This window comes from Rhodanobacter sp. UC4451_H18 (genome assembly GCF_052978225.1).
Genome location: NZ_CM129663.1, coordinates 545160 through 568520 on the forward strand (window position 1 = coordinate 545160; position 23361 = coordinate 568520).

Sequence of the window (23361 nt, forward strand, 5' to 3'; positions counted from 1 at the left end):
CCATGTTTCATCATCACGCGATCCATGCGGCCGCGCGGCAGCTGGCTGCCGTGGCTGCACTCTTGCTGCTCGCGTTTGCCGGCATGGCGTCGGCCCAGGACGGCCGACCGGCGCCGGCATCAGCAGACAACGCCGTCACCGCCGACCCGTCCGGCTGGCTGCAGACCAGCACGCCCAGCGGCCGCATCGACATCGACAACCCGTTCTTCGCCAGCCTCGGCAGCAACGGGCGCTCGTGCGACTCCTGCCATCGCCAGGCGGAGGGCTGGACGATCTCCGCCGCCGAGGTGCGTGAACGCTTCCGGCAGAGCAACGGCACCGACCCGATCTTCGCCCTGGTCGACGGCGCAGTTTCGCCGCTTGCGGACGTTTCCAGCGTCTACGCGCGGCGCATCGCCTACGCCATGCTGCTCAAGCGCGGCGTGCTGCGCATCGGCATGCCGATGCCGGCGCACGCCGAGTTCAGACTCACTGCCGTGGACGATCCCTACGGCTACGCCAGCGCGCGCGAGTTGTCGCTGTTCCGCCGCCCGCTGCCAGCCACCAATCTCATCTGGGACACCGCAGTGATGTGGGACGGACGCGAGACCTTTGCCCCGTTCAAGCCGCCGATGGATGCCGGCATCGACATCGGCGACATCGACGCCAGCCTGGCCTCGCAGGCGCGCGATGCCATCCTCGGCCACGAGCAGGCGGGCAGCGTGCCGGATGCCGCCGTCATCGACCGGATCGTCGAGTTCGAATCGCACCTGTTCACCGCGCAGTCGATCGACCGGCAGGCCGGGCGCCTCAACGACGACGGCGGCATGGGCGGGGCCAGCATCCTGGGCCAACAGCGCTTCTGGGTCGGCATCAACGACACTTTCGACAACGATCCCACCGGCGAACCGTTCGACCCGCGCGCCATGCGCCTGTTCGACAGCTGGAACGATCCGCGCGCGTCACTGAGCCGCGACCCGCGCGATCGCGCACGCGCCGCGATCGCCCGCGGCGAGCAGTTGTTCAACCACATGCCGATCGACATCAGCGGCGTGGCCGGCCTCAACGACGTCACCGGCGTGCCGGTCATCCACGGCAGCTGCAGCAGTTGCCACAACGCGCCGAACATCGGCAACCACTCGGTGGCATTGCCGGTCAATATCGGCATTGCCGACGCCAGCCGGCGCACGCCGGATCTGCCGCTGTACACGCTGACCCGCTACAGCACCGGCGAAGTGGTGCGCACCACCGACCCGGGCCTGGCCATGCTGACCGGCAAGTGGGTCGACATCGGCAAGTTCAAGGGACCGATCCTGCGCGGCCTGGCCGCCCGCGCGCCGTACTTCCACAACGGTTCGGCGGCGACGTTGATGGACGTGGTCGATTTCTACGACAGCCGCTTCAACATCGGCATGAGCGCCGGGCAGAAAAGCGATCTGGTGGCATTCCTTTCGGCGTTGTGAGAGCCGGCCGGCAACTCAGCGGCTCGACGTCGCGGGCTGCGCCGAGCCAAGTCGTTGTTCGACGGCGGGACTGAGGCCGCGCATGAAGCGTTCGACGGCATCGGTGTAATCCGTAGGCAAGCCGAGTTCGGCATTGATCCGCCCATGCGAGAGGCCTTCCTCCAGCACGCGCGCCTCTCCACCGAAAGACTTCGCCTTGCGCACGAAATCGTGCGCACGCGGGCAGGACTCCCGCCGCTCGCTGGAGCACACCGCCAGAAACGGCGCCATGCGGCCACGCATCTGCTGGTACGGCGATGCTGCCAGCCAATCGGCGGGCTGCGAACCGAAGGCATCGTCGTACAGGCGCGGGTGCCGGCCCTGCATGATCTGCACGACATCCAGCGCGGCGCTGTCCAGCGAGACCGTGCCCAGCCAGGGCTGCGCGCCCTGCTCGCGCGCCAGCGCCGGTTCGGCACTCAGCAGGGCCACCAGATGCGCGCCGGCCGAATGCCCCATCAGGATGAACGCGCGAGGATCGGCTCCCCAGCTCTGTGCCTTGCGTTGCGCCAGTGCCAGCGCGCGGGCCACATCCTGCGCCTGCTGCAGCGGCGTTGCATCCGGCAGCAACCGGTAGTTCGCCGAAATGACCACGAAGCCGCGCGGCAACCAGCGATCGACCTTGTTCTGGACCACGCCACGCGCCGCCTTGTCGCCACGCCGCCAACCGCCACCGTGCACCATGAAGATCACCGGTGCTGCGCTGGCATGCGCCGGCAGATACACATCGAAACGCTGGCGCGGATCGCTGCCGTAGGCCACGTCCTGCACCAACCGTGCGCCCGGCGGCAATTTCACCGGCCCGCGCGATTCGTGCTGCGCCGTTGCACCATGCCGCTGCAACAGCCGCTCGCGCAACGCACCGGATTGCGCCGTCGCCACCAACGGCAACAGCGCCAGGCTCATCCATGCGAACGATTGGAACGCCAAACGAAAGTTGCGACCCATCATCCTCTCCCGGAAGCCACGAAGCCAAAACTCTCGCGCGCCACGCCGGCGCACGTCGCCCGCCTTCAACGGATCGCGAGCACCCGGGTTGACTCGCCGCACGCGGCACGGCCCTTCAGTCCCGTTCCCGGGCAGACGGGGCCGTCGCTGCAATCGGCATCCGATGCGGGCGGGCCAAGGACCAGTGCCCGCATACAAAAAACCCATCAGGCGAATCACTCGCCTGATGGGTTTGCATTGGTGGAGGTGGCGGGAGTCGAACCCGCGTCCGAAGGCGTTCAATGCCCGGATCTACATGCTTAGCTCACCGTTCGATCTCGTTTCGCGACAAGCACGGCGGGCAAAGCGCACCGCGAAACCAGCCTGATTGATCTTGCCTACGACCGCCAGGCGACAGTCTTCAGCGATCTCATGATAATGACCCTACACCGACGAGCATGAGCACAAGTGGGTTCGGGGCTTACGCCTTAAGCGGCGAGAGCGTAGTTGTCGTCGTTGGCAACTATGAGTTTGCTGCTGGATTAACGAGGAAAGCTGCCCCCTCGGCATGCACCAAGCCATCTCACTGCCCCCGTCGAAGCCAGAACACCCCCGGGGAAAATGGTGACTCGCGCGAAGTATATGGGTCCGTCGCCGGCAACCGCAATCGAGGCTGGCGCCGTTCGCGCGATCCGTTCATGTCCGGCCGCGCGGTCTTGACGGGGACGCATCGGCAAGCGCCTTGCCGGGGGCCATTTCGAAGCGCGAACCTCGCTCCCATGGCAGGTCCGATTCGGCGGAGTGTTGTTCAGGCGCGAGGGCAACGTCTATACTTGCGCGGTTGCATCACCCAAGTCGCCGTACCAGTGGGAATGAACTCGATGACTCGATTGCACATGCTTGGCCTCGTTGCGGCCACGGCTCTTTTCGCTGCAACCAGCGCCCATGCCGAAGGCGACAAGGCCGCCGGTCGCAAGCTGGTGTATACCTGCGCCGGCTGCCATGGCGTGCCCGGCTACACCAATGCCTATCCGCAATACCCGGTGCCGAAGATCGCCGGCCAGAACGAGCAATACATCGTCAACGCGCTGCATGGCTACCAGAGTGGCGACCGCAAGCATCCGACCATGGATGCGCAGGCGCAGAGCCTGTCCGACACGGACATCCAGGACATCGCCGCCTATCTTTCCAGCCTCGCCAAGTAATCGCCAAGGATCTTCCGCATGAACCGTGTGCTTACCCTGATCTCCTTCGGCGCCGTGCTGGCATTCGCTTCCACCGCAGCGTTCGCCAACGGCAATGCCGCCAACGGCAAGACGAAGGCCGCCACCTGTTTCGCCTGCCACGGCACGGACGGCAACTCGGTCGATCCGCAATACCCGCGGCTGGCCGGCCAGTACAACCTTTATCTGCAGCAGGTCCTGCACGAGTACAAGAGCGGCCAGCGCGACAATCCGATCATGAAGGGCATGGTGGCCACGCTGTCCGACCAGGACATCGAAGACATCTCGGCCTACTTCTCCAGCCTGCCCGGCAAGCTGGACACGCTGAAAGGTCATATCGGCGGCGACAACTGAAGCTCGCCGACGTGGCAACAAGAGGCCCGCCATGCGGGCCTTTTTGTTGACTGCGGGATAGGCGGGCCCGGATTCAGGCCATCGCCGACTTGCCCTCGTGCCGGCTGTAGTACGGTTTCTCGCCGCCGGAGTGATCGGTGGCGTCGCGCACCGCGGTGACTTCGGGGACCTGCTCGCGCAAGGTCTTTTCCACACCTTGCTTCAAGGTGACATCGACCATGCCGCAGCCATGGCAGCCGCCGCCGAACTGCAGCACCACCGCGCCATCGGCATCGACTTCCAGCAAGGTCACCCGCCCGCCATGCGACGCCAGCCGCGGATTGATCTCCGCCTCGATCACGTAGCGCACGCGCTCGATCACGCCGGCATCCACGCCGGGCACGTGCCCCTTGATCTTCGGCGCGCGGATGTTGAGCTGGCCGCCGGTGGCGTTGGGCTCGAAGTCGATGCTGGCCTGGTCCAGCCAGCTGGCGCTGTCGCCATCGACATGGAACTCGAAACCGGCGCACTCGATCGTCCATTCGCCACCTGCCAGATCGGCAGGCTCGCAGAACTCCAGCTCGCAGTTGGCCGCCGGCGTGCCCGGCGCCGTGACCCGCAGGCGAATGCCCAGCCCCTCGATGCCTTGCTGGTCAAGCAGGCGCAGGAAGTGCTGCTGCGCCCGCGGGGAAATGTCGATCATGCCTGGCTCCGCTGTTCATGGACCGAGGGCGGCAAGCCCTCACCGGTGAATCAGCACCATTTTAGTCCAGTTTCGAGTCCAATGGCTGGCGTCGCCATGCGCTTTGACTTTTCGCGTGCCAGCTTCGACCCTTCCCTTCTCACTTCAAACCTGCATGGAGCCTTGCGATGAACGCCACCGAACTGTCGAACCAGCACTGCCAACCGCGCAAGGGCAAGCAGCACGCGCTCGCTGCCGAGGAAGCCGCCAAGCTCCTGCACGCATTGCCGGGCTGGCAACTGCGCGACGACGGCAAGGCCATCGTCAAGGATTTCAAGTTCGAGGATTTCCACCGCACCTTGGGCTTCATCAATGCCGTGGGCTTCATGGCCAACCATGAGGATCACCACCCGGACATCGAGGCGGGCTATGGCCACTGCCGGCTGCTGTGGTCGACCCACGACGTGGGCGGGCTGTCGATGAACGACTTCATCTGCGCCGCACGGGTCGATGCCCTGCTGGCGCGCTGAAAGGTTGTGACTTTTCAACCTCGAAGTCCGGCCAGAGCGAGGGCATGGATGCCCGAGTTGAGGCAACGCATGGAGCGGTCGGCCGATCGCCGGACGCGGAGCAGGCCCGCCAGTGTCTGATTCGCGTGAGCGAGTCCGGGCATGTACCGGGCTCGCGATAGAAGAAAACCACAGGAAGTGGTTGTCTTCACAAGTGCTGATCAGAAGTCGGTACGCGACTTCTCGCGGGTGTAGACCAGCCGCTTGCCCTTGACGGCCAGCGTGTCGAGGAAATCCTTCAGGTCCGCCGGCAGCGGCGCCGAGAAACTGTAGGAACGCCCGTCTAGGTCGAAGCTCAGGTGGGCCGCATGCAGGAACATCCGGTGCAGACCCATCTCGCGGTAGCGCTTGTTCATCTCGCGATCGCCGTACTTGGGGTCGCCAGCCAGCGGATGGCCGATGTGCGCCGCATGCACGCGAATCTGGTGGGTGCGGCCGGTTCCCAGGGTGGCCTGCATCAGGCGCGCGCTGGGGTACTGCTCCATTTCGCGGAAGAAAGTCAACGACGGCTTGCCGCTCTCGGCCACCCGCACCATGCGCTCGCCGCCCTGCATGATCGACTTCAGCAGCGGCGCATTGACGTCGAACCTGGCCTTGGCCGGGTGCCCCAGCATCAAACACAGGTACTGCTTGGTAACCTCGCCGGCCCGGATCGCCGCCTGCAGCCCGGTCAATCCCGCCCGGGTACGAGCTAACACCAGCACGCCGCTGGTATCGCGGTCGAGCCGGTGCACCAGCTCCAGGTGTTCCTGCGGACGCGCCGCGCGCAGCAGCTCGATCGCCCCATGGCTGATCCCGCTGCCGCCGTGGCTGGCCACGCCGGCCGGCTTGTCGATGACCAGGAAATGCTTGTCCTCGAAGATGACGGCCTCGGCGACCTCGGCCACCTGCCCCTCGGCCGGCCCCCGACCCTCGACCTTGTCGGCCATCCGCACCGGCGGGATACGCAGCGTATCACCGTCAGCGAGACGCGTATCGGGTTTGGCCCGTTTCCCGTTCACGCGCACCTGTCCGGTGCGCAACAGTCGGTAAATCATGCTCTTGGGTACGCCCTTGAGCAGGGTCACCAGGGCGTTGTCGATGCGCTGCCCGTCGCGCTCCGGGCCGATCTCGACTTGACGTACACCGTGAGGTGCGTCCCGGGAAGTTGCCGTCTGCATTGAAAAAAACCTGCTTAGATAGGATACTCGCCGGGCGCTGGTTTCCATCCGTCTGTTGCCTGGATCGGGTGGAGTGCCCGCCCGTGACGTCGGCGAGGATTGCGCCGGTTGCCCTTGGGGTAGCCGGTCGCGGCTCCCTTTCATCGTAACGGTTTGGGCTGGTGTTTGTCCGTTGCCATACGGCATTGCGACAGCAGGCGCAGCTGACCGAATCATCCCCGACACCGGCAACGGTGCCGTTTTTTTGCCGCTTAACCGCTGCGGCGCGATTCCCGGCAGGCCGCCATTCCAGGCGCCACCGTGGCTCGCGACGCGCGGCCAAGCCGAGGATAACCACCATGAAACGCATGTTGATCAACGCGACTCAGCGTGAAGAGTTGCGCGTGGCCATTGTCGATGGCCAGAACCTGTACGACCTGGACATCGAAATCCCTTCGCGGGAGCAGAAAAAGTCCAATATCTACAAGGGCCGAATCACCCGGGTCGAGGCTTCGCTCGAGGCCTGCTTCGTCGAGTACGGCGCCGAGCGCCACGGCTTCCTGCCGCTGAAGGAAATCTCCCGCGAGTACTTCACGCCGGGCCTCGACCACCACAAGTCGAGCATCCGCGAGCTGGTCAAGGAAGGCCAGGAAGTGGTCGTGCAGGTGGAGAAGGAAGAGCGCGGCAACAAGGGCGCTGCGCTGACCACCTTCATCAGCCTGGCCGGCCGCTACATGGTGCTGATGCCGAACAACCCGAAAGCCGGCGGCGTGTCGCGCCGGATCGAGGGCGAGGACCGGCAGGCGCTGAAGGAGGCGCTGGACCACGTCACCGTGCCGGATGACGTCGGCCTGATCGTGCGTACCGCCGGCCTGGGCCGCGACGCCGAAGAACTGCAGTGGGACCTGGACTACCTGCTGACCCTGTGGAAGTCGATCTCCGAGGCGGCCGGCAAGCAGAAGGCGCCATTCCTGATCTACCAGGAATCCAAGCTGTTCATCCGTGCCCTGCGCGACTACCTGCGCAGCGACATCGGCGAGATCCTGATCGACGACGAGCCGCTGTTCAACGACGCGCGCGAGTTCATGCAGCAGGTAATGCCGAACGCATTGCGCAAGCTCAAGCTGTACCAGGACGACACCCCGCTGTTCACCCGCTACCAGATCGAGACGCAGATCGAAAGCGCGTTCGACCGCCAGGTGCGGCTGCCGTCGGGCGGCTCGATCGTGATCGACCAGACCGAGGCGCTGACCGCCATCGACGTCAACTCGTCGAAGGCGACCAAGGGCAGCGACATCGAGGAGACCGCGTTCAACACCAACTGCGAGGCCGCGGTGGAAGTGGCGCGCCAGGCACGCATCCGCGATGCCGGCGGCCTGATCGTGATCGACTTCATCGACATGGACAGTCCGCGCCACCAGCGCGAGGTGGAGGATCGCCTGAAGGAAGCGCTGAAGCTCGATCGCGCCCGCGTGCAGGTCGGCCGGATCTCGCGTTTCGGCCTGCTCGAGATGTCGCGCCAGCGGCTGCGCCCCAGCCTCGGCGAAGCTACCCAGATCACCTGCCCGCGTTGCGAAGGCCACGGCCATATCCGCGGCGTGGAATCGCTGTCGCTGTCGACCCTGCGCCTGATCGAGGAACACGCAATGAAGGACAACACCGGCCAGGTGCTGGTGCAGGCTCCTTCGAGCGTGGTCAATTTCCTGCTCAACGAAAAGCGCGCCAGCGTGGTGGAGATCGAACTGCGCCACAAGGTGCACGTGATGATCGTCGCCGACGAAAAGCTCCAGACCCCGCACATCGAGATCCAGCGCATCCGCGAAGCGGACATGGGCGAGCACAGCAAGCCCAGCTACGAAATGCTCACCGCCGTGACCGCCACGGACTTGCCGAAGATGGGCCAGACCCTGGGCAGCGGCGAGCAGCCCGCCGTGAGCGGCATCGTGCCGGGCAGCCCTGCCCCGGTGCGCGAGGAAGTGCCGGCCCCGGTGGCGGCAACGCAGCCGGCGCCGCGACGCCCGATGCCTGCCCCGCGTGCTGCCGTCGCCGCTCCGACCGGCGGCCTGCTCTCGCGCCTGTTCGGCTGGTTCCGCAATGCCGAAGCCGCCGCGCCCACGCCCGCCCCGGCACCGACCAGCAGCGCACGCAATCGCCGCGAGGAGAACGGTCCGCGCAACGCCACGCGCGGCACGAATGGCACGCAGGCATCATCCGCCCGCCAGCCGCGCCGCGACTCGCCATCGCCGCAAAGCCAGAAGTCCGGCGCCCAGCAGCAAGCGCGCAACAATCGCCAACGCACCAACGAAGCGGCGTCGCGTTCGCCCGCTCAGCCGCAGAGCCAGAGCGCGCGTGCCGAGCGGCCGGCCAGGCCCGCGCCGGCCGTCGAGTCCGCCGCCGCGTCACGCCCCGAACGCGCACCGCAACAGCCGCGTCCGGAGCGGGCGCCGCGCCCCGAGCGTGCCGAGCGCGCGCCCATCGAGGCAACGGATGAGGCTGCCAAGGCCGCAGCCCTGCTCGCCGCCGGTGCCGCCGAAGTGGTTCCGACGGCGCCGGGCGAGAACGAGAATCCGACCGACTCGGCAGCCGAGGGTGATGCCGGCACGTCGCGTCGCCGCCGCGGCCGCCGTGGCGGCCGTCGCCGTCGCCGTCATGACGACACGACCGCCGTCGACGGTTCGCTGGATTCGACGCAAGCCGAAGCCCTGGACGACGAGGACCGCGACGAGCCCGGCAAGGCGCCGGCTACCGCCGACACCGTGACCGCCGCGGCGCGCCGCACGCCACGTCCCGCCGCGACACCGGATGCGCTGGCCGCAGCATCGAAGGAGACGGAGTCGCACCCCGCTCCGGCCCCTGCCGGCATCTCCGCCGTGACCGCACCTTCGTCGTCTGCACCGACGAGCGCGTGGGAACCGGCAACCGACAAGATCCTCTCGGCGACCGGCACCGTGCCTTCCGACAAGTCCATGGACAAGCCGGCTGTTGCCTTGCCCGCCGCCAGCTTCATCCTGCCGACGCTGCCGCCGATCCCCGATTCCGCTGCGCCATCGACCGATGCCGAACCGGCGCCGGCCCAGGCCACCCTGTCCGCTGCCGCGACGCCACCGCGCAGTGCCGATACCCAGGTTCGGGTCGAGTCGCCGCTGCCGCGCCATGCTGATCGCGTCGCTGTTGATGCGACGTCCCTCCGCCCGGAACCGGCGGTGGCCCAGACGGGGGCATCCAGCCTGCCCGCCGGCCCGCGGCCGACCGAATCGCCGGTTCGCGTGGCAATCGCTGCGGCACCGGTGGCCGCGCCATTGGCGACTCCGACGCCGGCCACCCCAGCGGCCGACACCGTTCGGCCGACCACCGCGCCGGCGTCGCCTGTCGTCACGCCTGCCACGACACCGCTTGAGCCATCCACGGGCCCGACGACCCACGCGCAGGCACCGGTCGCCGCATCGTTGCCCAAGCAGGGCGACCTGCTCGCCTCATCCGGCAACGCGACGCCTCACGTCCAGGCAAGCGAAGCCGACAAGCCGCGAGCGGAGCCGCGGCCGGAGGACGGTCGTTCGAGTGGTGAATCGCACGGCTGATCCACCCGAGTGTCGAAACGAAAAAACCGGACGCGAGTCCGGTTTTTTTTCGTGCCTGGAATCCGGTACCGGCGATCAGCGTACCGAACCGCGTTCAATTGCCGACGTGATGGCTGGGCGTGTCGATCAGTCCGTGCACGGTCATCAGATGCGCGAGGCTGAGCACATGGTCCACCTGCAACTTCTCCATCAGGCGCTGCTTGTAGGTCGAGACGGTTTTCGGGCTCAGGTTGAGCTGCTCGCCGATGATCGTGAGCGGCTTGCCGCGCACCAGCATCATGGCCACTTCCAGCTCCCGGCTGGAGAGCGCATCGAACGGCGAGGCGCTGCCGTCGAGCGTGGCCAACGCAAGCTGCTGGGCCACCGCCGGGGCCAGGTAGCGACGCCCGCCAGCCACCTGTCGCACGGCCGCCACCAGCTCGTCCGCGTTGCACCCCTTGGTCAGGTAACCCAGCGCGCCGGCATCGAGCAGGCGCTTGGGGAAACGCGCGTCGTCGACCACGGTCACGATGACGATGTGGGTCGACAGCTTGGATCGGTTCACCCTTTCGGTAAGCTCGATCCCGCTCATCCCGGGCATGTGCACGTCCACCAGGGCGATGTCCGGCGACAGGTTGCGAATCAGGCGCAAGCCTTCTTCCGCACTGCCCGCCTCGCCGCTGACCTCGATGTCCGGCTGCTGTTTCAGGATCATCCGAAAGCCGGTGCGCACCAGCTCATGATCGTCCACCAGGACCACACTGATCACGTGACGCCCTCCTTGGTTGGGTTGTTTGAAAGTAGGCCGGCTGCCACCCCATTGCAAGCGGCCGGCACAGATTCTTGCACTGAACTGCACCGACCGCGCGCGCCCGCCAATCAGGCCCCTGTGCAGCGGGTGTCGAGGGCCGGATGCATCCCCCGACCGTCGACCGCCTTCGCGAAACGGGCCAGCACGACATGCCCGCGCGCACCCGCCATCTCGACGCGGACCGGCTGGCGCGAACGCCGGTGTTCGTCACGCGCAACGGTTCGCGCCAGTTCGATCGCCTGCCGCAGCGGCAACTGGCTGAACAGTGCGGCGTCGTGCCGACACACGCTCCAGCCGTATCCCGAGCAGCGCAGCGAAATCGTCAGCATGCAGCCATCCCCTTGCATGACGCCGGACATCAGCCCCCAACCCTCATCCCCGCAAACGCAGGCAGGATGGCACGCCAGTCCGCTGCCGATATGTCGGTGCAATCCTACGGAAGCTGTGCGGAAACTCGCCGTGCACATGCCTGGAACGATCGAGATGCAAGCGCCATGGCCCACGCAGCCATCGAACGAAAAAGCCGCCTTGCGGCGGCTTTTCGCGATCCTGGCCGCAGATGGCCAAGGTCAGGGTTGGTGCCCAAGGGGGGACTCGAACCCCCACGCCTTTCGGCGCTACCACCTCAAGGTAGTGCGTCTACCAGTTCCGCCACCTGGGCAGGTGTGTTGCTTCAGTGCTTTGTTGGCTCCGACGGCTTTGCCGGCGGCACGTCGCCCTGGCTCTGGGCCGGCGCTGCGTTCGTGGCGGCGGGCGTCGCTGCCGGAACGGCCTTGCCGGCGGCCGGCGTGGCCGCGGGTACTTCCGAACCGTTGGTTGCGGCCGGCGGTGTCGCCGCTGCGGGTGCAGGCTGTTCCGTCGAACCGGCCATCACGCCCAGGCCGCCGCCGGCGGGCTGTGGCGCGCCGTTGGCATGCAGGTAAATGCCCATGCCGAGGCTGAGCAGGAAGAACAGCCCGGCCAGCACGCCGGTGGCGCGGGTCAGGAAGGTCGACGAACCCCGCGCGCCGAATACCGTAGCCGACGCGCCGCCGCCGAAACCGGAACCGGCATCCGCGCCTGCACCGTTCTGCAGCAGGATCAGCACGATCATGGCCGCAGCGATCAGGATGTAAAACACGCTGAAAATGACGAACATAGGTTTGTATTCGAGCCTGTGTACTAGCTGCCCTGGGGCGCCTGGTGTGCGGCGGTGCAGATGGCCAGGAAGTCCGCGGCAGTCAATGAGGCACCGCCGATCAGGCCACCGTCCACGTCCGCCTGCGCGAACAACTCGGCGGCATTCGCCGCCTTGACGCTACCGCCGTAAAGCAGTCGGGTCAGACGGGAAAGTGTAGCATCTTCGGTTTCCAGTTGGCTACGAATGAACGCATGCACCTGCTGCGCCTGTTCCGGCGTGGCGGTACGGCCGGTGCCGATCGCCCAGACCGGCTCGTAGGCGATCACCGCGGTGTCGAAACTGGCGATGCCCGAGCTGCGCAGCACGGCCTGCAGCTGGGCGGCGATCACGCTTTCGGTGGCATCGGCTTCGCGCTGCTGCAGGGTTTCGCCCACGCACAGGATCGGCGTGAGGCCCGCCGCGCTTGCAGCGGCGAACTTGCGCGCCACCAGCTCGTTGTCCTCATGGTGGTACTGCCGGCGCTCCGAATGGCCCACCAGCACCCAGCGCGCGCCGACATCCGCCAGCATCGCGCCGGACACTTCGCCGGTGAACGCGCCCTGCCCTTCGTGCTCGCTCAGATCCTGCGCGCCAAAGCCGATGCCGCTGTCACGGTGCTGCGCGGCCAGTTCGGCCAGGTAGGGAAAAGGCGGGAACACGTTCACGTCGATCGACGCCGGCTTGGCGGCAGCAAGCTCGCCGACGAGCGCGGCGGCCATCGTGCGACTGCCGTGCATCTTCCAGTTGCCAGCGACCAGTTTCTTGCGCATGGTGTGCTTCCGTAGCCGTCAAAACGGCAAGCTTAGCCAGCGCCCGCGACATCGGCAAACCGGCCGGTCACGCGCGGCGGCACTCACAGGGAACACCGATGACACCTGCTCGCCCGCTCAGCCTGGTTACTGGCGCCTCTTCCGGCATCGGTGCGGCGTTCGCCCGCCAGCTTGCCGCACGGGGCCATGACCTGGTGGTCACCGCGCGCCGTACCGAGCGCCTGCAGGAGCTGGCGACGGAACTGCACGCGACGCACTCGACCACGGTCACGGTGCTGTCTTGCGACCTGGCCGAGCCGACGGCGGTGGTGGACCTCTGCCATGCCATGGAGCAACGCTCCCTGCGGGTGGACTGGCTGGTCAACAACGCCGGCTACGGCGTGCCCGGCAGGTTCGACGCCAATGACTGGCCGGTGCATGCCGATTTCCTGCGCGTGCTGCTCACCGCGCCCACCGAGCTGGCCTGGCGATTGCTCCCCGGCATGCGCCAGCGCGGCTACGGTCGCATCATCAACGTGGCCTCGCTGGCCGGGCATGTTCCGGCGCCGGCCGGCCACACCTTGTATGCGGCGAGCAAGGCTTACCTGATCAAGTTCTCGCAGGCGCTGGCACTGGAAAACAGCGCGTGCGGCGTCCATGTCAGCGCGCTGTGCCCGGGCTTCACCTGGTCGGAGTTCCACGACGTCACCGGCACGCGCGCAAAAATGGACAAGCTGCCCGGCTACATGTGGCTGACCGCCGACGCGGTCGTGCGCCAGGGCATTGCCGCGGTGGAGCGTGGCGACGCGGTCTACATCCCGGGCCGGATCAACCGTTTCATCAAGACGGCGCTGCAGCTGATGCCGGACCGATTGGCTCTGCGGCTGTCGGCACGACAAGGCACGCGTTATCGCGACACGGAAACCCACTGACATGTCGCTGATGCCGACGCAGATGCGCCCGCTCCCCTACCGCAAACCACAACAAGGCCGCGATTACTGGGTGGTGGACGACGTCCTGCCGAATGCCGGTGACGTGCGCGAACGCTGCCTGGCCCGCACCGACTGGGAACTCGGCTACCCGCACACGGGTGAAGTCTGGCCCGGCATGCGGGCCATGCCCGCCTTGCTCGATGGGGAACTGGCGGCACTGGATGCGCGAGTCTGCGCACTGACCGGTGCGGCCAGGGTCTGGGTCGAGCAGAGCGAAGCCGGCACCCGGCTCAACCACAATTGCGTGCAGGTCGTCGGCTCGGTCGAAGGCTCGGTGAAGCCGCACACCGATTCCTCGCACCTGTGTCGCTACGCCGCCGTGCTCTACCTCAACCCGGACGTGCCGGACCACTGCGGCACCAGTTTCTTCCGCCAACGCATGCCCGGCGGCCAGCTCGGGGGCAACATCGTGCTGGCGCCGCATCGCAACCTGGCCGAGGCCCTGGGCAACCGTTTCGTGCGCCCGGATGCGTTCGTCGAAGACGTGCGCGTGGCGCACCGCTGGAACCGGCTGCTGGTCTACAAGGCCAACCTGATCCACAGCGCCAGCGCGTACTGGGGATTGGAAACGGCGACCAAGCGCATGACCGCCGTTTTTTTCTGGATGGCGTAATCACCCGCCGGATCAGGCTGCCGCCGACGGCTTCCGTTCGTCGGTTATGATCCGGCGGCGCATGTCCGCGCACTCACATTACACCGGGGGAATTCTCATGGATCGACTGCTGAAAAGGACGGTACTCGTGTTTCTGGCCACGCTGGCGCTCGTTGCCTGTACCTCGGCGCCGCTGAAGCCCGCCGCACCGATCGCCGTGCCGGCCGGGGTCAGCCAGGCGCAGGTCAAGACCAGCATCATCAATGCGCTCGAAGGCCGCGGCTGGACCCTGGACAATCTTGCCGACGGCGACATCCTCAGCACGCTGCACATTCGCGAACATACCGCCACCATCCGCATCACCTACGACGCCGCGGCGGTGAACCTCACCTACCTGCGCAGCACCAACCTGAACTATCGCGAGAAGGGCGCTCAGCGCAGCATCCATCGCAACTACAACGGCTGGATCGACTACCTGGAACAGGACATCCGCCGCAACCTGCAGAACACCCACGCGCTGGAAAACCAGTAGCAACGGCATCGCGGGGCGCCCGACGGGGCACCCCGCATCCCGGCCCTAGATCAGCTTGATCTCGCGCAACCGCTGCAGCAGGTATTCGTGCGAGCTGATCGAGGTGTCGTAGCGACGCGGGTTGTCCGGCGTGATGCAGGAATCGAGCGGATCGAGCATCACGTCCGGGTTCGGGTGCAGGAAGAACGGCACCGAGTAGCGCGGCTTGCGCGCGTTCTCGTTCGGCGGGTTGACCACGCGATGAGTGGTCGACGGATACACGTGGTTGGAGAGGCGCTGCAGCATGTCGCCGATGTTCACCACGATCGCGTCGCCCTCGGTGGTGATCGGCAGCCACTCGCCCTCGCGGGTGAGCACTTCGAGCCCTTCGGCGCTGGCGCCGACCAGCAGGGTGATGAAGTTGATGTCCTCGTGCGCACCGGCGCGCACGTTCGGCACATTCTCGTCGGTGATCGGCGGGTAATGGATCGGCCGCAGGATCGAGTTGCCGACGTCGGTCTTGTCCTCGAAAAAGTTCTCCGGCTGCCTGATGTGCAGCGCCAGCGCGCGCAGCACGCGCGTGCCGAGCTGGTCGAGCGCCTCGTACAGGCCGTAACCGTAGCGCTTGAAGTCGGGCACCTCGGCCGGCCAGAGGTTCGGCGGCATCAGCTCGGCAAACTTCGAATCGCGCGGGATCTCGCGGCCGATATGCCAGAACTCCTTGAGGTCGGCGTACTGGCTGTCCTTGGCCGTCTCGACCTTGAAGGGCGTGTAGCCGCGCGCACCGCCGCTGCCCGGCACGTGGTACTTCATCTTGGTGTCGGTGGGCAGCGCGAAGAAACGCCGGAACACGTCGTAGGAGCCGTCGATCAGCTCGCGCGCGATGCCGTGGCCGCTGATGCAGCAGAAACCGAATTCGCGGTAGGCCGCACCGATTTCCGCGACGAAGGCGTCGCGGTCGCTGTCGTAACGGCGGATGTCGAGGGTGGGAACGTGCTTCATGGGTGAACGTCCATTGGAGGGTCGTGCGGTCGATTGATCCGCCACCGCAGGGGGCGGGGCACGTCGGGCCAATCCATGGCGACCCGGTACTACCTCAGGTTCACGAGCGTTCGGCGGCGGATTTTACCGTTCCGGCGAGGCGATCCGCCAGTTGCCGCACTTCGTCCGCGTCGGCGCCCTCGACCGTGACCCGTACCACCGGCTCGGTGCCCGAAGCGCGCAGCACCACCCGGCCGCGCCCCTGCAGGACGCGCTCGACCTCGCCCAATGCAGCGCGCACCGCGTCGCTCCGCAGCGACTCGCGCGCACCCTCGGCGCGCACGTTGAGCATGACCTGCGGAAACTTCTGCAGCCCCTGGCGCGCGCTGGCCAGGTCATGGCCGGCGTGCGTCAGTGCTTCCAGCACGGCCAGCGCTGCGATGATGCCGTCGCCGGTGCTGGCCCGGTCCAGGCAAAGGATGTGGCCGGAAGTTTCACCACCCAGCACACCCTGGTGCTGCTGCAGTTGCTGCATGACGTAGCGGTCGCCGACGTTGGCGCGGATGAATGGCACGCCGAGGTCATCCAGCGCCTGCTGCAACCCGAAATTGCTCATCAGGGTGCCGACCACCGGACCGGCCAGCAGGCCCTGCGCGCGCAGGTGCCGGGCGAGGATGAACAGGATGTCGTCGCCATCGGCGAGTTCGCCATGCCGATCGACCAGGATCACCCGATCGCCGTCGCCATCGAACGCCACGCCCAGGTCGGCCGCATGCGCCAGCACGGCCTGCTGCAACGCCTCCGGATGGGTCGAACCCACTCCATCGTTGATATTGAAGCCATCGGGCTTGTCGCCGATCGCCACCACCTCGGCGCCCAGTTCGGCAAACACTTTCGGCGCGACCTGGTAGGTGGCGCCGTGCGCGCAGTCGAGCACCAGCTTGATCCCGCGCAGGCTGAAATCCTCGGCCACCGTGGCCTTGCAGAACTCCGCGTAGCGGGCCACCGCATCGGCGACGCGCACGGCCTTGCCCAGGCGTTCGGAGGCGACCGTGGTGAACGCCGCCTCCAGTTCAGCCTCGATCGCCAGTTCCACCGCATCGGAGAGCTTCTCGCCGGCCGCGGAGAAGAACTTGATGCCGTTGTCGTGGTGCGGATTGTGCGAGGCACTGATCACGATGCCGGCCTGGGCACGCATGGAGCGCGTCAGGAACGCCACGGCCGGCGTAGGCATCGGACCGAGCAGGCCGACGTCGGCACCGGCCGCCACCAGCCCGGCCTCCAGCGCGGCCTCGAACATGTAGCCTGATACGCGCGTGTCCTTGCCGATCAGCACCGTGGGCCGCTCGCCGCCCTCGCGCCCGAGCACGGCGCCGACGGCGCGACCAAGCTGCAGCATGAAATCGGCGCTGATCGGCCACTGCCCGACCAGGCCGCGAATGCCGTCGGTGCCGAAATACTTGCGTTCTGTCATCGTGGTATTCCGAGAAAGAAAGGGATCGCGTCGAGTCGGGCGTTTCAATCGTCGTCGGGCCAGCGCGGCGCCGCCGGACGATCGTCCCGGCGCGGAACCGTGTCGGCTGCCTGCACCGCACTCCATACCGCCAGCGCATCGACCGTGGGCAACACATCATGCACACGCACGATGCGGGCACCACGCTGCACTGCGATCAGCGCCGCGGCCACCGAACCGGCCGCGCGATCGGCCGGCGTGGCGCGGCCGGTCAGGGTGCCGATCATGCGCTTGCGCGAGAGACCGGCGTACACCCCGCTGCCCAGGCTGGTGAAACGATCCAGTGCGCACAGCAACGCAATATTGTGTTCCAGCGTCTTGCCGAAGCCGAAGCCGGGATCGACCAGCACCTTGCGCCGGTCGATGCCCGCCAGCTCGCAGGCAAACAGGCGATCGGTGAGGAAACGATGCACCTCGGCAACGACGTCGTCGTAATGCGGGTCGTCCTGCATGCTGCGCGGCTCGCCCAGCATGTGCATCAGGCACACCGGCACGCCCAGCTCGGCTGCCGCCTCCAGCGCCCCGTCGCGGCGCAGCGCGTACACGTCGTTGATCATGCCCGCGCCCGCGGCCACCGCCGCGCGCATCACCTGCGGGCGCGAGGTGTCGATGGAGATCGGCACCGTCGTGCGCGCCGCCAGCTGCTCGATCACCGGCAGCACGCGGCGCAACTCCTCCTCGACGGAGACCTCGTCGGCGCCGGGACGGGTGGATTCGCCACCCACGTCGAGCATGTCCGCGCCCTCCTCGACCATGCGCACGCCGTGCGCCACCGCGTCGTCCACGCTGGCGTGGATGCCGCCGTCGGAAAACGAATCAGGCGTGAGGTTGAGGATGCCGACCACGCGCGGGCGATCCAGCGACAGGGCGCGACCGGCGCAGTCCAGTACCGGTGCAAACCATTCGTTCGTCATGCTGATGTCTCCGCGCCGTGCCCTGCTGCCCGCGGGCTCATCCGCCCGTGCCGCCCAGCTCGCCCATGTAGCGCCGGTAATGGCGCAGCTCGGCGATGGAATCGCGGATGTCGGACAACGCCGTGTGCGCCGATTCCTTGCCCACGCTCTTGGCGATTTCCGGCGCCCAGCGACGCGCCAGTTCCTTCAACGTGGACACGTCGAGGTTGCGATAGTGGAAATAGCGCTCCAGCCGCGGCATCTGCCGGTGCATGAAGCGCCGGTCCTGGCAGATCGAGTTGCCGCACATCGGCGACTTGCCTGGCGGCACCCAGGCGCGCAGGAACTCCACTGTGGCCTGCTCGGCCATCGCGTGGTCGGTCTGCGAGTTCAGCACCTGGCGCCACAGGCCGGATTTGTGATGCTGGTTGATGTTCCAGCTGTCCATGGATTCCAGCCGGTCGATTTCATGGCGTATCGCGAACACCGGGCCGTCGGCCAGCACGTTGAGGTTCTTGTCGGTAACCACCGTGGCGATCTCGAGAATCGAATCGTTGTCGGTGTCGAGGCCGGTCATCTCCAGATCGATCCAGATCAGGTTTTCTTCGTTGGCTTGGCTCATGGAATCTCCTTGTGCGACCCAGTTTATCAGCCTTGCCCGTGACGGATGCCTGCATGCGATCATCGCCGGATGCAGACCTTCTTCTGGCACGACTACGAGACCTCGGGCGCCGATCCACGCCGCGACCGCCCACTGCAGTTCGCCGGCATCCGCACCACGTTGGAGCTGGAAATCGTCGGCGAACCCGTGATGTTCTACGGCAAGCCCCCGCTGGAGATGCCGCCCCATCCGGACGCCTGCCTGATCACCGGCATCACGCCGCAGCAGGCCGAGCGCGAGGGCGTCGGCGAGGCCGACTTCGCCGCCCGCGTGCATGAACAGCTGGCCGCACCGGGCACCTGCGGAGTCGGCTACAACTCGCTGCGTTTCGACGACGAATTCACCCGGCAGATGCTCTACCGCAACTTCCACGACCCGTACGGCCGCGAATGGGAGAACGGCAATTCGCGCTGGGACCTGATCGACCTGGTGCGCATGTGCCAGGCGCTGCGCCCCGAGGGCATTGTCTGGCCGACCCGCGAGGATGGCTCGCCGAGTTTCAAGCTGGAGCACCTGGCCAGCGCGAACCGGCTAAGCCAGGAGCGGGCGCATGATGCCTTGTCCGACGTCCGTGCGCTGATCGACCTGGCCCGGCTGATCCGTGTGCGCCAACCGCGACTTTGGGACTGGTACTACGCGTTGCGCCGCAAGCAGAAGGTGTTCGACCTGCTCGACGTGGTGAACATGACGCCGCTGGTGCACGTCTCCTCGCGCTACCCGGCCAGTCGCCACTGCCTTGCACTGATCGCGCCGCTGGCCGCGCATCCGGGCCGCGCCGGCGAAGTGATCGTGTACGACCTGGCCACCGATCCGGCCGAATGGCTGGCGCTGGACGAAGACGAGATCGCCGACCGCATCTTCACGCCGCGTGCCGATCTCCCCGAAGGCATCGAACGCATCCCGCTGCGCACGGTGCGGGCAAACCACGCACCGGCGCTGGCGCCGCTGTCGGTGCTGCAAGGCGTGGACCAGCAGCGCCTGCAACTCGACCTGGAGCGTTGCCTCGCGCATCGCGACACCTTGCGCGCGGTCGACGGGCTGGCCGAAAAGCTGCGTCGCGTGTTCCAGCGCGCCGCGGAGTTTCCTCCGCCGGACGATGCGGAGCTGGCGCTCTACAACGGCTTCCTGCCCGATGCCGACAAGCGCCTGCTGGCCCAGGTACGTGCCACGCCACCGGCAGAACTGGGCACGCGCGCGTTTCCATTCCGCGACCCGCGCTATCCGGAGCTGCTGTTCCGCTACCGCGCGCGCAACTGGCCCGAGACGCTGGACGCGGAGGAACACGTGCGCTGGGGTGCATTCCGCCAGGCACGGCTGACTCGCCACACGCCGCTGACCGGACTCACGCTCGATGACTACTTCGCCCGCCTCGGCGAGCTGCGCCACGATCCGGCCGCGCAGGACAAGCTGCCCCTGCTCGACCAGTTGCAGGCCTGGGGCGAGCAACTCGCCCACAGCATCGACGGAACGTAGGGCGGGCGCTGCCCGCCACCGCGACACGCCCAAAGCCCGGCGCAATGCCCGCCCCACCCTCGACGAACCACCATGCCCAAGAGCTATTTCACCCCCGCCACCTTCCGCTTCCTGCGCGCTCTGGAACGCAACAACCATCGCGACTGGTTCCACGCGCACAAGAACGACTACGAGCGCCACGTGCGCGAGCCGTTCCTCGTCCTGATCGCCGACCTGCAGCCGCCGCTGGCGGAGATCAGCCCGCACTACCGCGCCGACCCGCGCAAGAACGGCGGTTCGCTGTACCGCATCTACCGCGACACGCGCTACTCCAACAACAAGCTGCCGTACAAATCCTGGCAGGGCTCGCGTTTCACCCATGAGCGACGCCACGAGATCCAGGCGCCCGGTTTCTACCTCCACATCGAACCCGGCGACTGTTTCGCCGGTGGCGGCATGTGGCATCCGGAACCGGACGCACTGAAGCACATCCGCGAATTCCTGGTCGACAATCCGGAAGCATGGAAGCGCGCCACGCGAAGCAAGACCTTCCGGGAGCACCTGCAGCTCGCCGGTGAATCGCTGATCCGCCCGCCGCGCGGCTACGACCCCGCGCATGAGCTGATCGAGGATCTCAAGCGCAAGGATTTCATCGCCAGCACCGGCTTCAGCGAAGCGCTGGCCTGCTCTGACGAACTGCTGCCGTGGACGGTCGCCACCTTCAAGCGCGTCGCGCCGCTGGTCGACTATCTGTGCGCCGCGCAGGAGCTGGAGTTCTGATCGCCCACGGCAGGAGCCCGCTCGCGGGCGATGCTCTTGTCTTCGTGCGCGCAGGGAAAAGCATCGCCCGCAAGCGGGCTCCTACGCATGCCGGCGACGAAGTTGCGTGTACGCCACGCCCATCCCGATCACCGCGGCGAACGCCACGTAATGCGCCGGCGCCAGCACGCCGAACTGCTTCACCAGCAGGCCGATCAGCGGCGGCGTGATGCCGCCGAACACTGCGTAGGCGATGTTGTACGAGAACGACAATCCGGAGAAGCGCACCGCGGGCGGGAACGCCACCACCATCAGCGCCGGGACCACGCCGACCACGCCGACGGCCAGCCCGGCGAGCGCGTACAGCACGAGGAAATGCGCCGCCCCGGAGCGCAGATCCAGATACAGCGCGTAGCTGCACACCACCAGGCCGGCCGCGCCGAACAGCAGCGCGCGCGCAAACCCGATTCGATCCGCCAGGACGCCATAACCCAGACAGCCCAACGCCAGCGCGACGGAGGCCACGGTGTTGCCGAGGAACGCCCGCGCCGGCGCCACATGGAACACCGACTGCACCAGCGACGGCGTCATCAGGACGATCACCAGGATCGCCGCGGTGAGCATCCAGGTCACCAGCATCGACAGCAGCACACTGGGAAAATGCTGCTCGAATACTTGCCGCAGCGGCAGGCCGCTGGCCAGCTCTCGCCGGGCGTGCATCGCCTCGAATACCGGCGTCTCGCTGAGCCAGCGCCGCAGCCACACCGCAAAGAAACCGAACACGCCGCCGGCCAGGAACGGCACGCGCCAGCCCCAATCGAGCACGGTCGCCGGGCTCATCCGGCTGTTGATCGCCGCCGCCGCCAGCGAGCCGATCACGATGCCCACGGTCAGCCCCGAAGTGAGGCTGGCGCAGGCAAATCCCACCCGTCGCGCCGGCACGTGCTCGGCCACGAAAACCCACGCGCCGGGTACTTCGCCTCCCACCGCGATGCCCTGCACCACCCGCAGCGACAGCAAGGCCAGCGGCGCCAGCATGCCGACCTGCGCATATACCGGCAGCAGGCCGATACCCAGCGTGGGCACCGCCATCAGGAACACGCTGAGCGTGAACATCCGCTTGCGACCCAGCTTGTCGCCATAGTGGGCCATCACGATGCCGCCCAGCGGCCGCGCGAGGTAGCCCGCCGCGAAGATGCCGAACACCTGCAGCTGCGCCAGCCACGGCGCGGTGTCGTGCGGGAAGAACAGCTGGCTCAGCGGGATCGCGAAAAACACGAACACCACGAAGTCGTAGAACTCCAGCGCGCCGCCCAGGGCCGCCAGGATCAGTATGCGGATGTCGCGGCGACCGAGCACCCGGTCATCCCCGATGTCGCCATGCAACACGAGACCCTGCTCGAACATCGTCGGTTTCCTGAAGGCCGCCATGGCCGCCGCGGCAACATACCCCAAAAACCGGCCCGCCCGATCGGCCTGGCGCCCGGAGCTTCTGCCGCTTTCCGATTAGTATTCGGCGGGACTGGCCGAGGGGGCCCGGGCCCAGTCGCGGTAATTGCCTGCTTCATGGAGTGACTCGTCTCTTTCACATGCTGCAAGGAGAGTTTCGATGAACATGAGCAAACGTTGCGCCGCCGAATTCTTCGGCACGTTCTGGCTGGTTCTGGGTGGATGCGGCAGCGCCGTGCTGGCAGCCGGATTTCCGGAACTCGGCATCGGTTTCGCCGGCGTCGCACTGGCTTTCGGCCTGACCCTGCTGACCATGTGCTACGCCATCGGCCACATTTCCGGGTGCCACATCAACCCGGCGGTGACCTGTGGCCTGGCCGCCGGCGGCCGGTTCCCGGCGAAGGATGTCCTGCCCTACATCGTCGCGCAGGTCCTCGGCGGCCTCGTGGCCGGCCTGGTGCTGTACACGATTGCCTCGGGCAAGCCCGGCTTCGACGCCGCCGCCAGCGGCTTCGCCTCCAACGGCTACGGCGCGCACTCGCCGGGCGGCTATTCGATGGGGGCGGCGGCGTTGTGCGAGATCGTGATGACCGGCTTCTTCATCTTCATCATCATGGGCGCGACGCATCGGAGTGCGCCAGCGGGTTTCGCCGGCATCGCGATCGGCCTGGCGCTGACCCTGATCCACCTGATCAGCATCCCGGTCACCAATACCTCGGTGAATCCGGCGCGCTCGACCGGCGTGGCGGTGTTCCAGGGCGACTGGGCCTTGCACCAGCTGTGGTTCTTCTGGGTGATGCCGATCCTTGGCGGCATCATCGGCGGCCTGGTCTACCGCTACCTGTGGAGCGACCGGCCGCAGCAACCGGCGATCAGGGGCGACTCCGCCTGAGCGACAAGGCGTGCGGCCGGCCCGGTCGCGCGCCGC

General features: G+C 67.0%; 23 protein-coding genes, 1 tRNA gene and 1 other RNA gene. 11 read left to right on the forward strand and 14 right to left on the reverse strand.

Translation table 11 applies throughout. The features are described 5' to 3' along the window. Window positions 1-2: 2 nt before the first annotated feature. Complete coding sequence (locus ACVCMG_RS02700) at window positions 3-1442, forward strand: c-type cytochrome (protein ID WP_447114819.1); 1440 nt, start codon at window positions 3-5, stop codon at window positions 1440-1442. A gap of 15 nt (window positions 1443-1457) precedes the next feature. On the opposite strand, the gene ACVCMG_RS02705 is transcribed toward ACVCMG_RS02700, so the two are convergent. Together ACVCMG_RS02705 and ssrA are read right to left on the reverse strand one after the other, a co-directional pair. After that, window positions 1458-2429, reverse strand: coding sequence for an alpha/beta hydrolase (locus ACVCMG_RS02705; RefSeq protein WP_447114820.1), 972 nt, complete (start codon window positions 2427-2429; stop codon window positions 1458-1460). Window positions 2430-2667: 238 nt separating this feature from the next. After that, window positions 2668-3022: a transfer-messenger RNA gene (gene ssrA / locus ACVCMG_RS02710) on the reverse strand. Window positions 3023-3289: 267 nt separating this feature from the next. Between ssrA and ACVCMG_RS02715 the strand changes: the two genes are divergently transcribed. Both ACVCMG_RS02715 and ACVCMG_RS02720 read left to right on the forward strand, forming a co-directional pair. After that, window positions 3290-3613 (forward strand): c-type cytochrome, encoded by a 324-nt coding sequence (locus tag ACVCMG_RS02715; protein ID WP_395118311.1) that lies wholly within the window; start codon window positions 3290-3292, stop codon window positions 3611-3613. A gap of 18 nt (window positions 3614-3631) precedes the next feature. Next, window positions 3632-3985 carry a c-type cytochrome gene (locus tag ACVCMG_RS02720; protein WP_447114821.1) on the forward strand — a complete coding sequence of 118 codons (354 nt, stop codon included), beginning with the start codon at window positions 3632-3634 and terminating at the stop codon, window positions 3983-3985. Between the two features lie 73 nt (window positions 3986-4058). Here ACVCMG_RS02720 and ACVCMG_RS02725 read toward each other — a convergent pair whose 3' ends face one another. Next, complete coding sequence (locus ACVCMG_RS02725; RefSeq protein WP_395118307.1) at window positions 4059-4667, reverse strand: NfuA family Fe-S biogenesis protein; 609 nt, start codon at window positions 4665-4667, stop codon at window positions 4059-4061. A 167-nt stretch (window positions 4668-4834) separates the two neighbouring features. On the opposite strand from ACVCMG_RS02725, the gene ACVCMG_RS02730 reads away from it, so the two are divergent. Further along, window positions 4835-5176 (forward strand): 4a-hydroxytetrahydrobiopterin dehydratase, encoded by a 342-nt coding sequence (locus tag ACVCMG_RS02730; protein ID WP_447114822.1) that lies wholly within the window; start codon window positions 4835-4837, stop codon window positions 5174-5176. 200 nt (window positions 5177-5376) lie between these two features. Here the strand turns inward: ACVCMG_RS02730 and ACVCMG_RS02735 are convergent, their stop codons facing one another. After that, window positions 5377-6282, reverse strand: a complete 906-nt coding sequence (locus tag ACVCMG_RS02735; protein ID WP_447107203.1) for an RluA family pseudouridine synthase — start codon at window positions 6280-6282, stop codon at window positions 5377-5379. 431 nt (window positions 6283-6713) lie between these two features. Here ACVCMG_RS02735 and ACVCMG_RS02740 point away from each other — a divergent pair, with 431 nt between their 5' ends. After that, window positions 6714-9932: an Rne/Rng family ribonuclease gene (locus ACVCMG_RS02740; protein WP_447115386.1), complete on the forward strand. Its 3219-nt coding sequence runs from the start codon at window positions 6714-6716 to the stop codon at window positions 9930-9932. Between the two features lie 94 nt (window positions 9933-10026). On the opposite strand, the gene ACVCMG_RS02745 is transcribed toward ACVCMG_RS02740, so the two are convergent. From ACVCMG_RS02745 to tpiA, 5 genes are all read right to left on the reverse strand, one after another. Further along, entirely contained in the window at window positions 10027-10680 is a 654-nt protein-coding gene (locus tag ACVCMG_RS02745; RefSeq protein WP_395118303.1) for a response regulator, read from the reverse strand. 110 nt (window positions 10681-10790) lie between these two features. Continuing rightward, window positions 10791-11051 (reverse strand): hypothetical protein, encoded by a 261-nt coding sequence (locus ACVCMG_RS02750; protein WP_395118301.1) that lies wholly within the window; start codon window positions 11049-11051, stop codon window positions 10791-10793. Between the two features lie 247 nt (window positions 11052-11298). Then, a tRNA-Leu gene (locus tag ACVCMG_RS02755) sits at window positions 11299-11383 on the reverse strand. A gap of 12 nt (window positions 11384-11395) precedes the next feature. Beyond that, on the reverse strand, window positions 11396-11860 hold the full coding sequence (gene secG, locus ACVCMG_RS02760; protein WP_395118293.1) for a preprotein translocase subunit SecG: 465 nt from the start codon (window positions 11858-11860) through the stop codon (window positions 11396-11398). Window positions 11861-11883: 23 nt separating this feature from the next. Next, window positions 11884-12651: a triose-phosphate isomerase gene (gene tpiA, locus ACVCMG_RS02765; RefSeq protein WP_447114823.1), complete on the reverse strand. Its 768-nt coding sequence runs from the start codon at window positions 12649-12651 to the stop codon at window positions 11884-11886. A 98-nt stretch (window positions 12652-12749) separates the two neighbouring features. Here tpiA and ACVCMG_RS02770 point away from each other — a divergent pair, with 98 nt between their 5' ends. From ACVCMG_RS02770 to ACVCMG_RS02780, 3 genes are all read left to right on the forward strand, one after another. Then, window positions 12750-13562 carry an SDR family NAD(P)-dependent oxidoreductase gene (locus ACVCMG_RS02770; RefSeq protein WP_447114824.1) on the forward strand — a complete coding sequence of 271 codons (813 nt, stop codon included), beginning with the start codon at window positions 12750-12752 and terminating at the stop codon, window positions 13560-13562. 1 nt (window position 13563) lies between these two features. Then, a complete protein-coding gene (locus ACVCMG_RS02775) occupies window positions 13564-14235 on the forward strand; it encodes a DUF6445 family protein (protein ID WP_447114825.1) in 672 nt (223 codons plus the stop codon). A gap of 97 nt (window positions 14236-14332) precedes the next feature. After that, the gene (locus ACVCMG_RS02780; RefSeq protein WP_447106056.1) at window positions 14333-14746 is read left to right on the forward strand and encodes a hypothetical protein; all 414 of its coding nucleotides are present in this window, start codon (window positions 14333-14335) and stop codon (window positions 14744-14746) included. Window positions 14747-14791: 45 nt separating this feature from the next. Here the strand turns inward: ACVCMG_RS02780 and ACVCMG_RS02785 are convergent, their stop codons facing one another. From ACVCMG_RS02785 to orn, 4 genes are all read right to left on the reverse strand, one after another. Then, window positions 14792-15727, reverse strand: coding sequence for an isopenicillin N synthase family dioxygenase (locus ACVCMG_RS02785; protein ID WP_395118284.1), 936 nt, complete (start codon window positions 15725-15727; stop codon window positions 14792-14794). Between the two features lie 100 nt (window positions 15728-15827). Continuing rightward, window positions 15828-17180 (reverse strand): phosphoglucosamine mutase, encoded by a 1353-nt coding sequence (gene glmM / locus ACVCMG_RS02790; protein WP_395118282.1) that lies wholly within the window; start codon window positions 17178-17180, stop codon window positions 15828-15830. Between the two features lie 44 nt (window positions 17181-17224). Next, window positions 17225-18133, reverse strand: coding sequence for a dihydropteroate synthase (gene folP, locus ACVCMG_RS02795; RefSeq protein ID WP_447106055.1), 909 nt, complete (start codon window positions 18131-18133; stop codon window positions 17225-17227). 37 nt (window positions 18134-18170) lie between these two features. Beyond that, window positions 18171-18734: an oligoribonuclease gene (gene orn, locus ACVCMG_RS02800; protein ID WP_395118278.1), complete on the reverse strand. Its 564-nt coding sequence runs from the start codon at window positions 18732-18734 to the stop codon at window positions 18171-18173. A 69-nt stretch (window positions 18735-18803) separates the two neighbouring features. Here orn and sbcB point away from each other — a divergent pair, with 69 nt between their 5' ends. Continuing rightward, window positions 18804-20246: an exodeoxyribonuclease I gene (gene sbcB / locus ACVCMG_RS02805; protein ID WP_447114826.1), complete on the forward strand. Its 1443-nt coding sequence runs from the start codon at window positions 18804-18806 to the stop codon at window positions 20244-20246. Window positions 20247-20318: 72 nt separating this feature from the next. Then, window positions 20319-21005 carry a DUF2461 domain-containing protein gene (locus tag ACVCMG_RS02810; RefSeq protein ID WP_447114827.1) on the forward strand — a complete coding sequence of 229 codons (687 nt, stop codon included), beginning with the start codon at window positions 20319-20321 and terminating at the stop codon, window positions 21003-21005. A gap of 81 nt (window positions 21006-21086) precedes the next feature. On the opposite strand, the gene ACVCMG_RS02815 is transcribed toward ACVCMG_RS02810, so the two are convergent. Then, window positions 21087-22391, reverse strand: coding sequence for an MFS transporter (locus ACVCMG_RS02815; RefSeq protein WP_447114828.1), 1305 nt, complete (start codon window positions 22389-22391; stop codon window positions 21087-21089). Window positions 22392-22593: 202 nt separating this feature from the next. Between ACVCMG_RS02815 and aqpZ the strand changes: the two genes are divergently transcribed. Further along, complete coding sequence (aqpZ, locus tag ACVCMG_RS02820; protein ID WP_395118270.1) at window positions 22594-23325, forward strand: aquaporin Z; 732 nt, start codon at window positions 22594-22596, stop codon at window positions 23323-23325. Window positions 23326-23361: the final 36 nt, after the last annotated feature.

Excerpts from the sequence above, each read along its gene's own strand:
- ACVCMG_RS02750 (WP_395118301.1), bottom strand. The coding sequence starts at position 11,051 with ATGCTGACGATTTCGCTGCGCTGCTCGGGATACGGCTGGAGCGTGTGT.
- glmM (WP_395118282.1), bottom strand. The coding sequence starts at position 17,180 with ATGACAGAACGCAAGTATTTCGGCACCGACGGCATTCGCGGCCTGGTC.
- ACVCMG_RS02700 (WP_447114819.1), top strand. The coding sequence starts at position 3 with ATGTTTCATCATCACGCGATCCATGCGGCCGCGCGGCAGCTGGCTGCC.
- ACVCMG_RS02715 (WP_395118311.1), top strand. The coding sequence starts at position 3,290 with ATGACTCGATTGCACATGCTTGGCCTCGTTGCGGCCACGGCTCTTTTC.
- ACVCMG_RS02725 (WP_395118307.1), bottom strand. The coding sequence starts at position 4,667 with ATGATCGACATTTCCCCGCGGGCGCAGCAGCACTTCCTGCGCCTGCTT.
- ACVCMG_RS02780 (WP_447106056.1), top strand. The coding sequence starts at position 14,333 with ATGGATCGACTGCTGAAAAGGACGGTACTCGTGTTTCTGGCCACGCTG.
- ACVCMG_RS02730 (WP_447114822.1), top strand. The coding sequence starts at position 4,835 with ATGAACGCCACCGAACTGTCGAACCAGCACTGCCAACCGCGCAAGGGC.
- ACVCMG_RS02720 (WP_447114821.1), top strand. The coding sequence starts at position 3,632 with ATGAACCGTGTGCTTACCCTGATCTCCTTCGGCGCCGTGCTGGCATTC.
- ACVCMG_RS02740 (WP_447115386.1), top strand. The coding sequence starts at position 6,714 with ATGAAACGCATGTTGATCAACGCGACTCAGCGTGAAGAGTTGCGCGTG.
- secG (WP_395118293.1), bottom strand. The coding sequence starts at position 11,860 with ATGTTCGTCATTTTCAGCGTGTTTTACATCCTGATCGCTGCGGCCATG.
- ACVCMG_RS02810 (WP_447114827.1), top strand. The coding sequence starts at position 20,319 with ATGCCCAAGAGCTATTTCACCCCCGCCACCTTCCGCTTCCTGCGCGCT.
- ACVCMG_RS02785 (WP_395118284.1), bottom strand. The coding sequence starts at position 15,727 with ATGAAGCACGTTCCCACCCTCGACATCCGCCGTTACGACAGCGACCGC.
- sbcB (WP_447114826.1), top strand. The coding sequence starts at position 18,804 with ATGCAGACCTTCTTCTGGCACGACTACGAGACCTCGGGCGCCGATCCA.
- ACVCMG_RS02815 (WP_447114828.1), bottom strand. The coding sequence starts at position 22,391 with ATGTTCGAGCAGGGTCTCGTGTTGCATGGCGACATCGGGGATGACCGG.
- aqpZ (WP_395118270.1), top strand. The coding sequence starts at position 22,594 with ATGAACATGAGCAAACGTTGCGCCGCCGAATTCTTCGGCACGTTCTGG.
- tpiA (WP_447114823.1), bottom strand. The coding sequence starts at position 12,651 with ATGCGCAAGAAACTGGTCGCTGGCAACTGGAAGATGCACGGCAGTCGC.
- ACVCMG_RS02775 (WP_447114825.1), top strand. The coding sequence starts at position 13,564 with ATGTCGCTGATGCCGACGCAGATGCGCCCGCTCCCCTACCGCAAACCA.
- folP (WP_447106055.1), bottom strand. The coding sequence starts at position 18,133 with ATGACGAACGAATGGTTTGCACCGGTACTGGACTGCGCCGGTCGCGCC.
- ACVCMG_RS02770 (WP_447114824.1), top strand. The coding sequence starts at position 12,750 with ATGACACCTGCTCGCCCGCTCAGCCTGGTTACTGGCGCCTCTTCCGGC.
- orn (WP_395118278.1), bottom strand. The coding sequence starts at position 18,734 with ATGAGCCAAGCCAACGAAGAAAACCTGATCTGGATCGATCTGGAGATG.
- ACVCMG_RS02705 (WP_447114820.1), bottom strand. The coding sequence starts at position 2,429 with ATGGGTCGCAACTTTCGTTTGGCGTTCCAATCGTTCGCATGGATGAGC.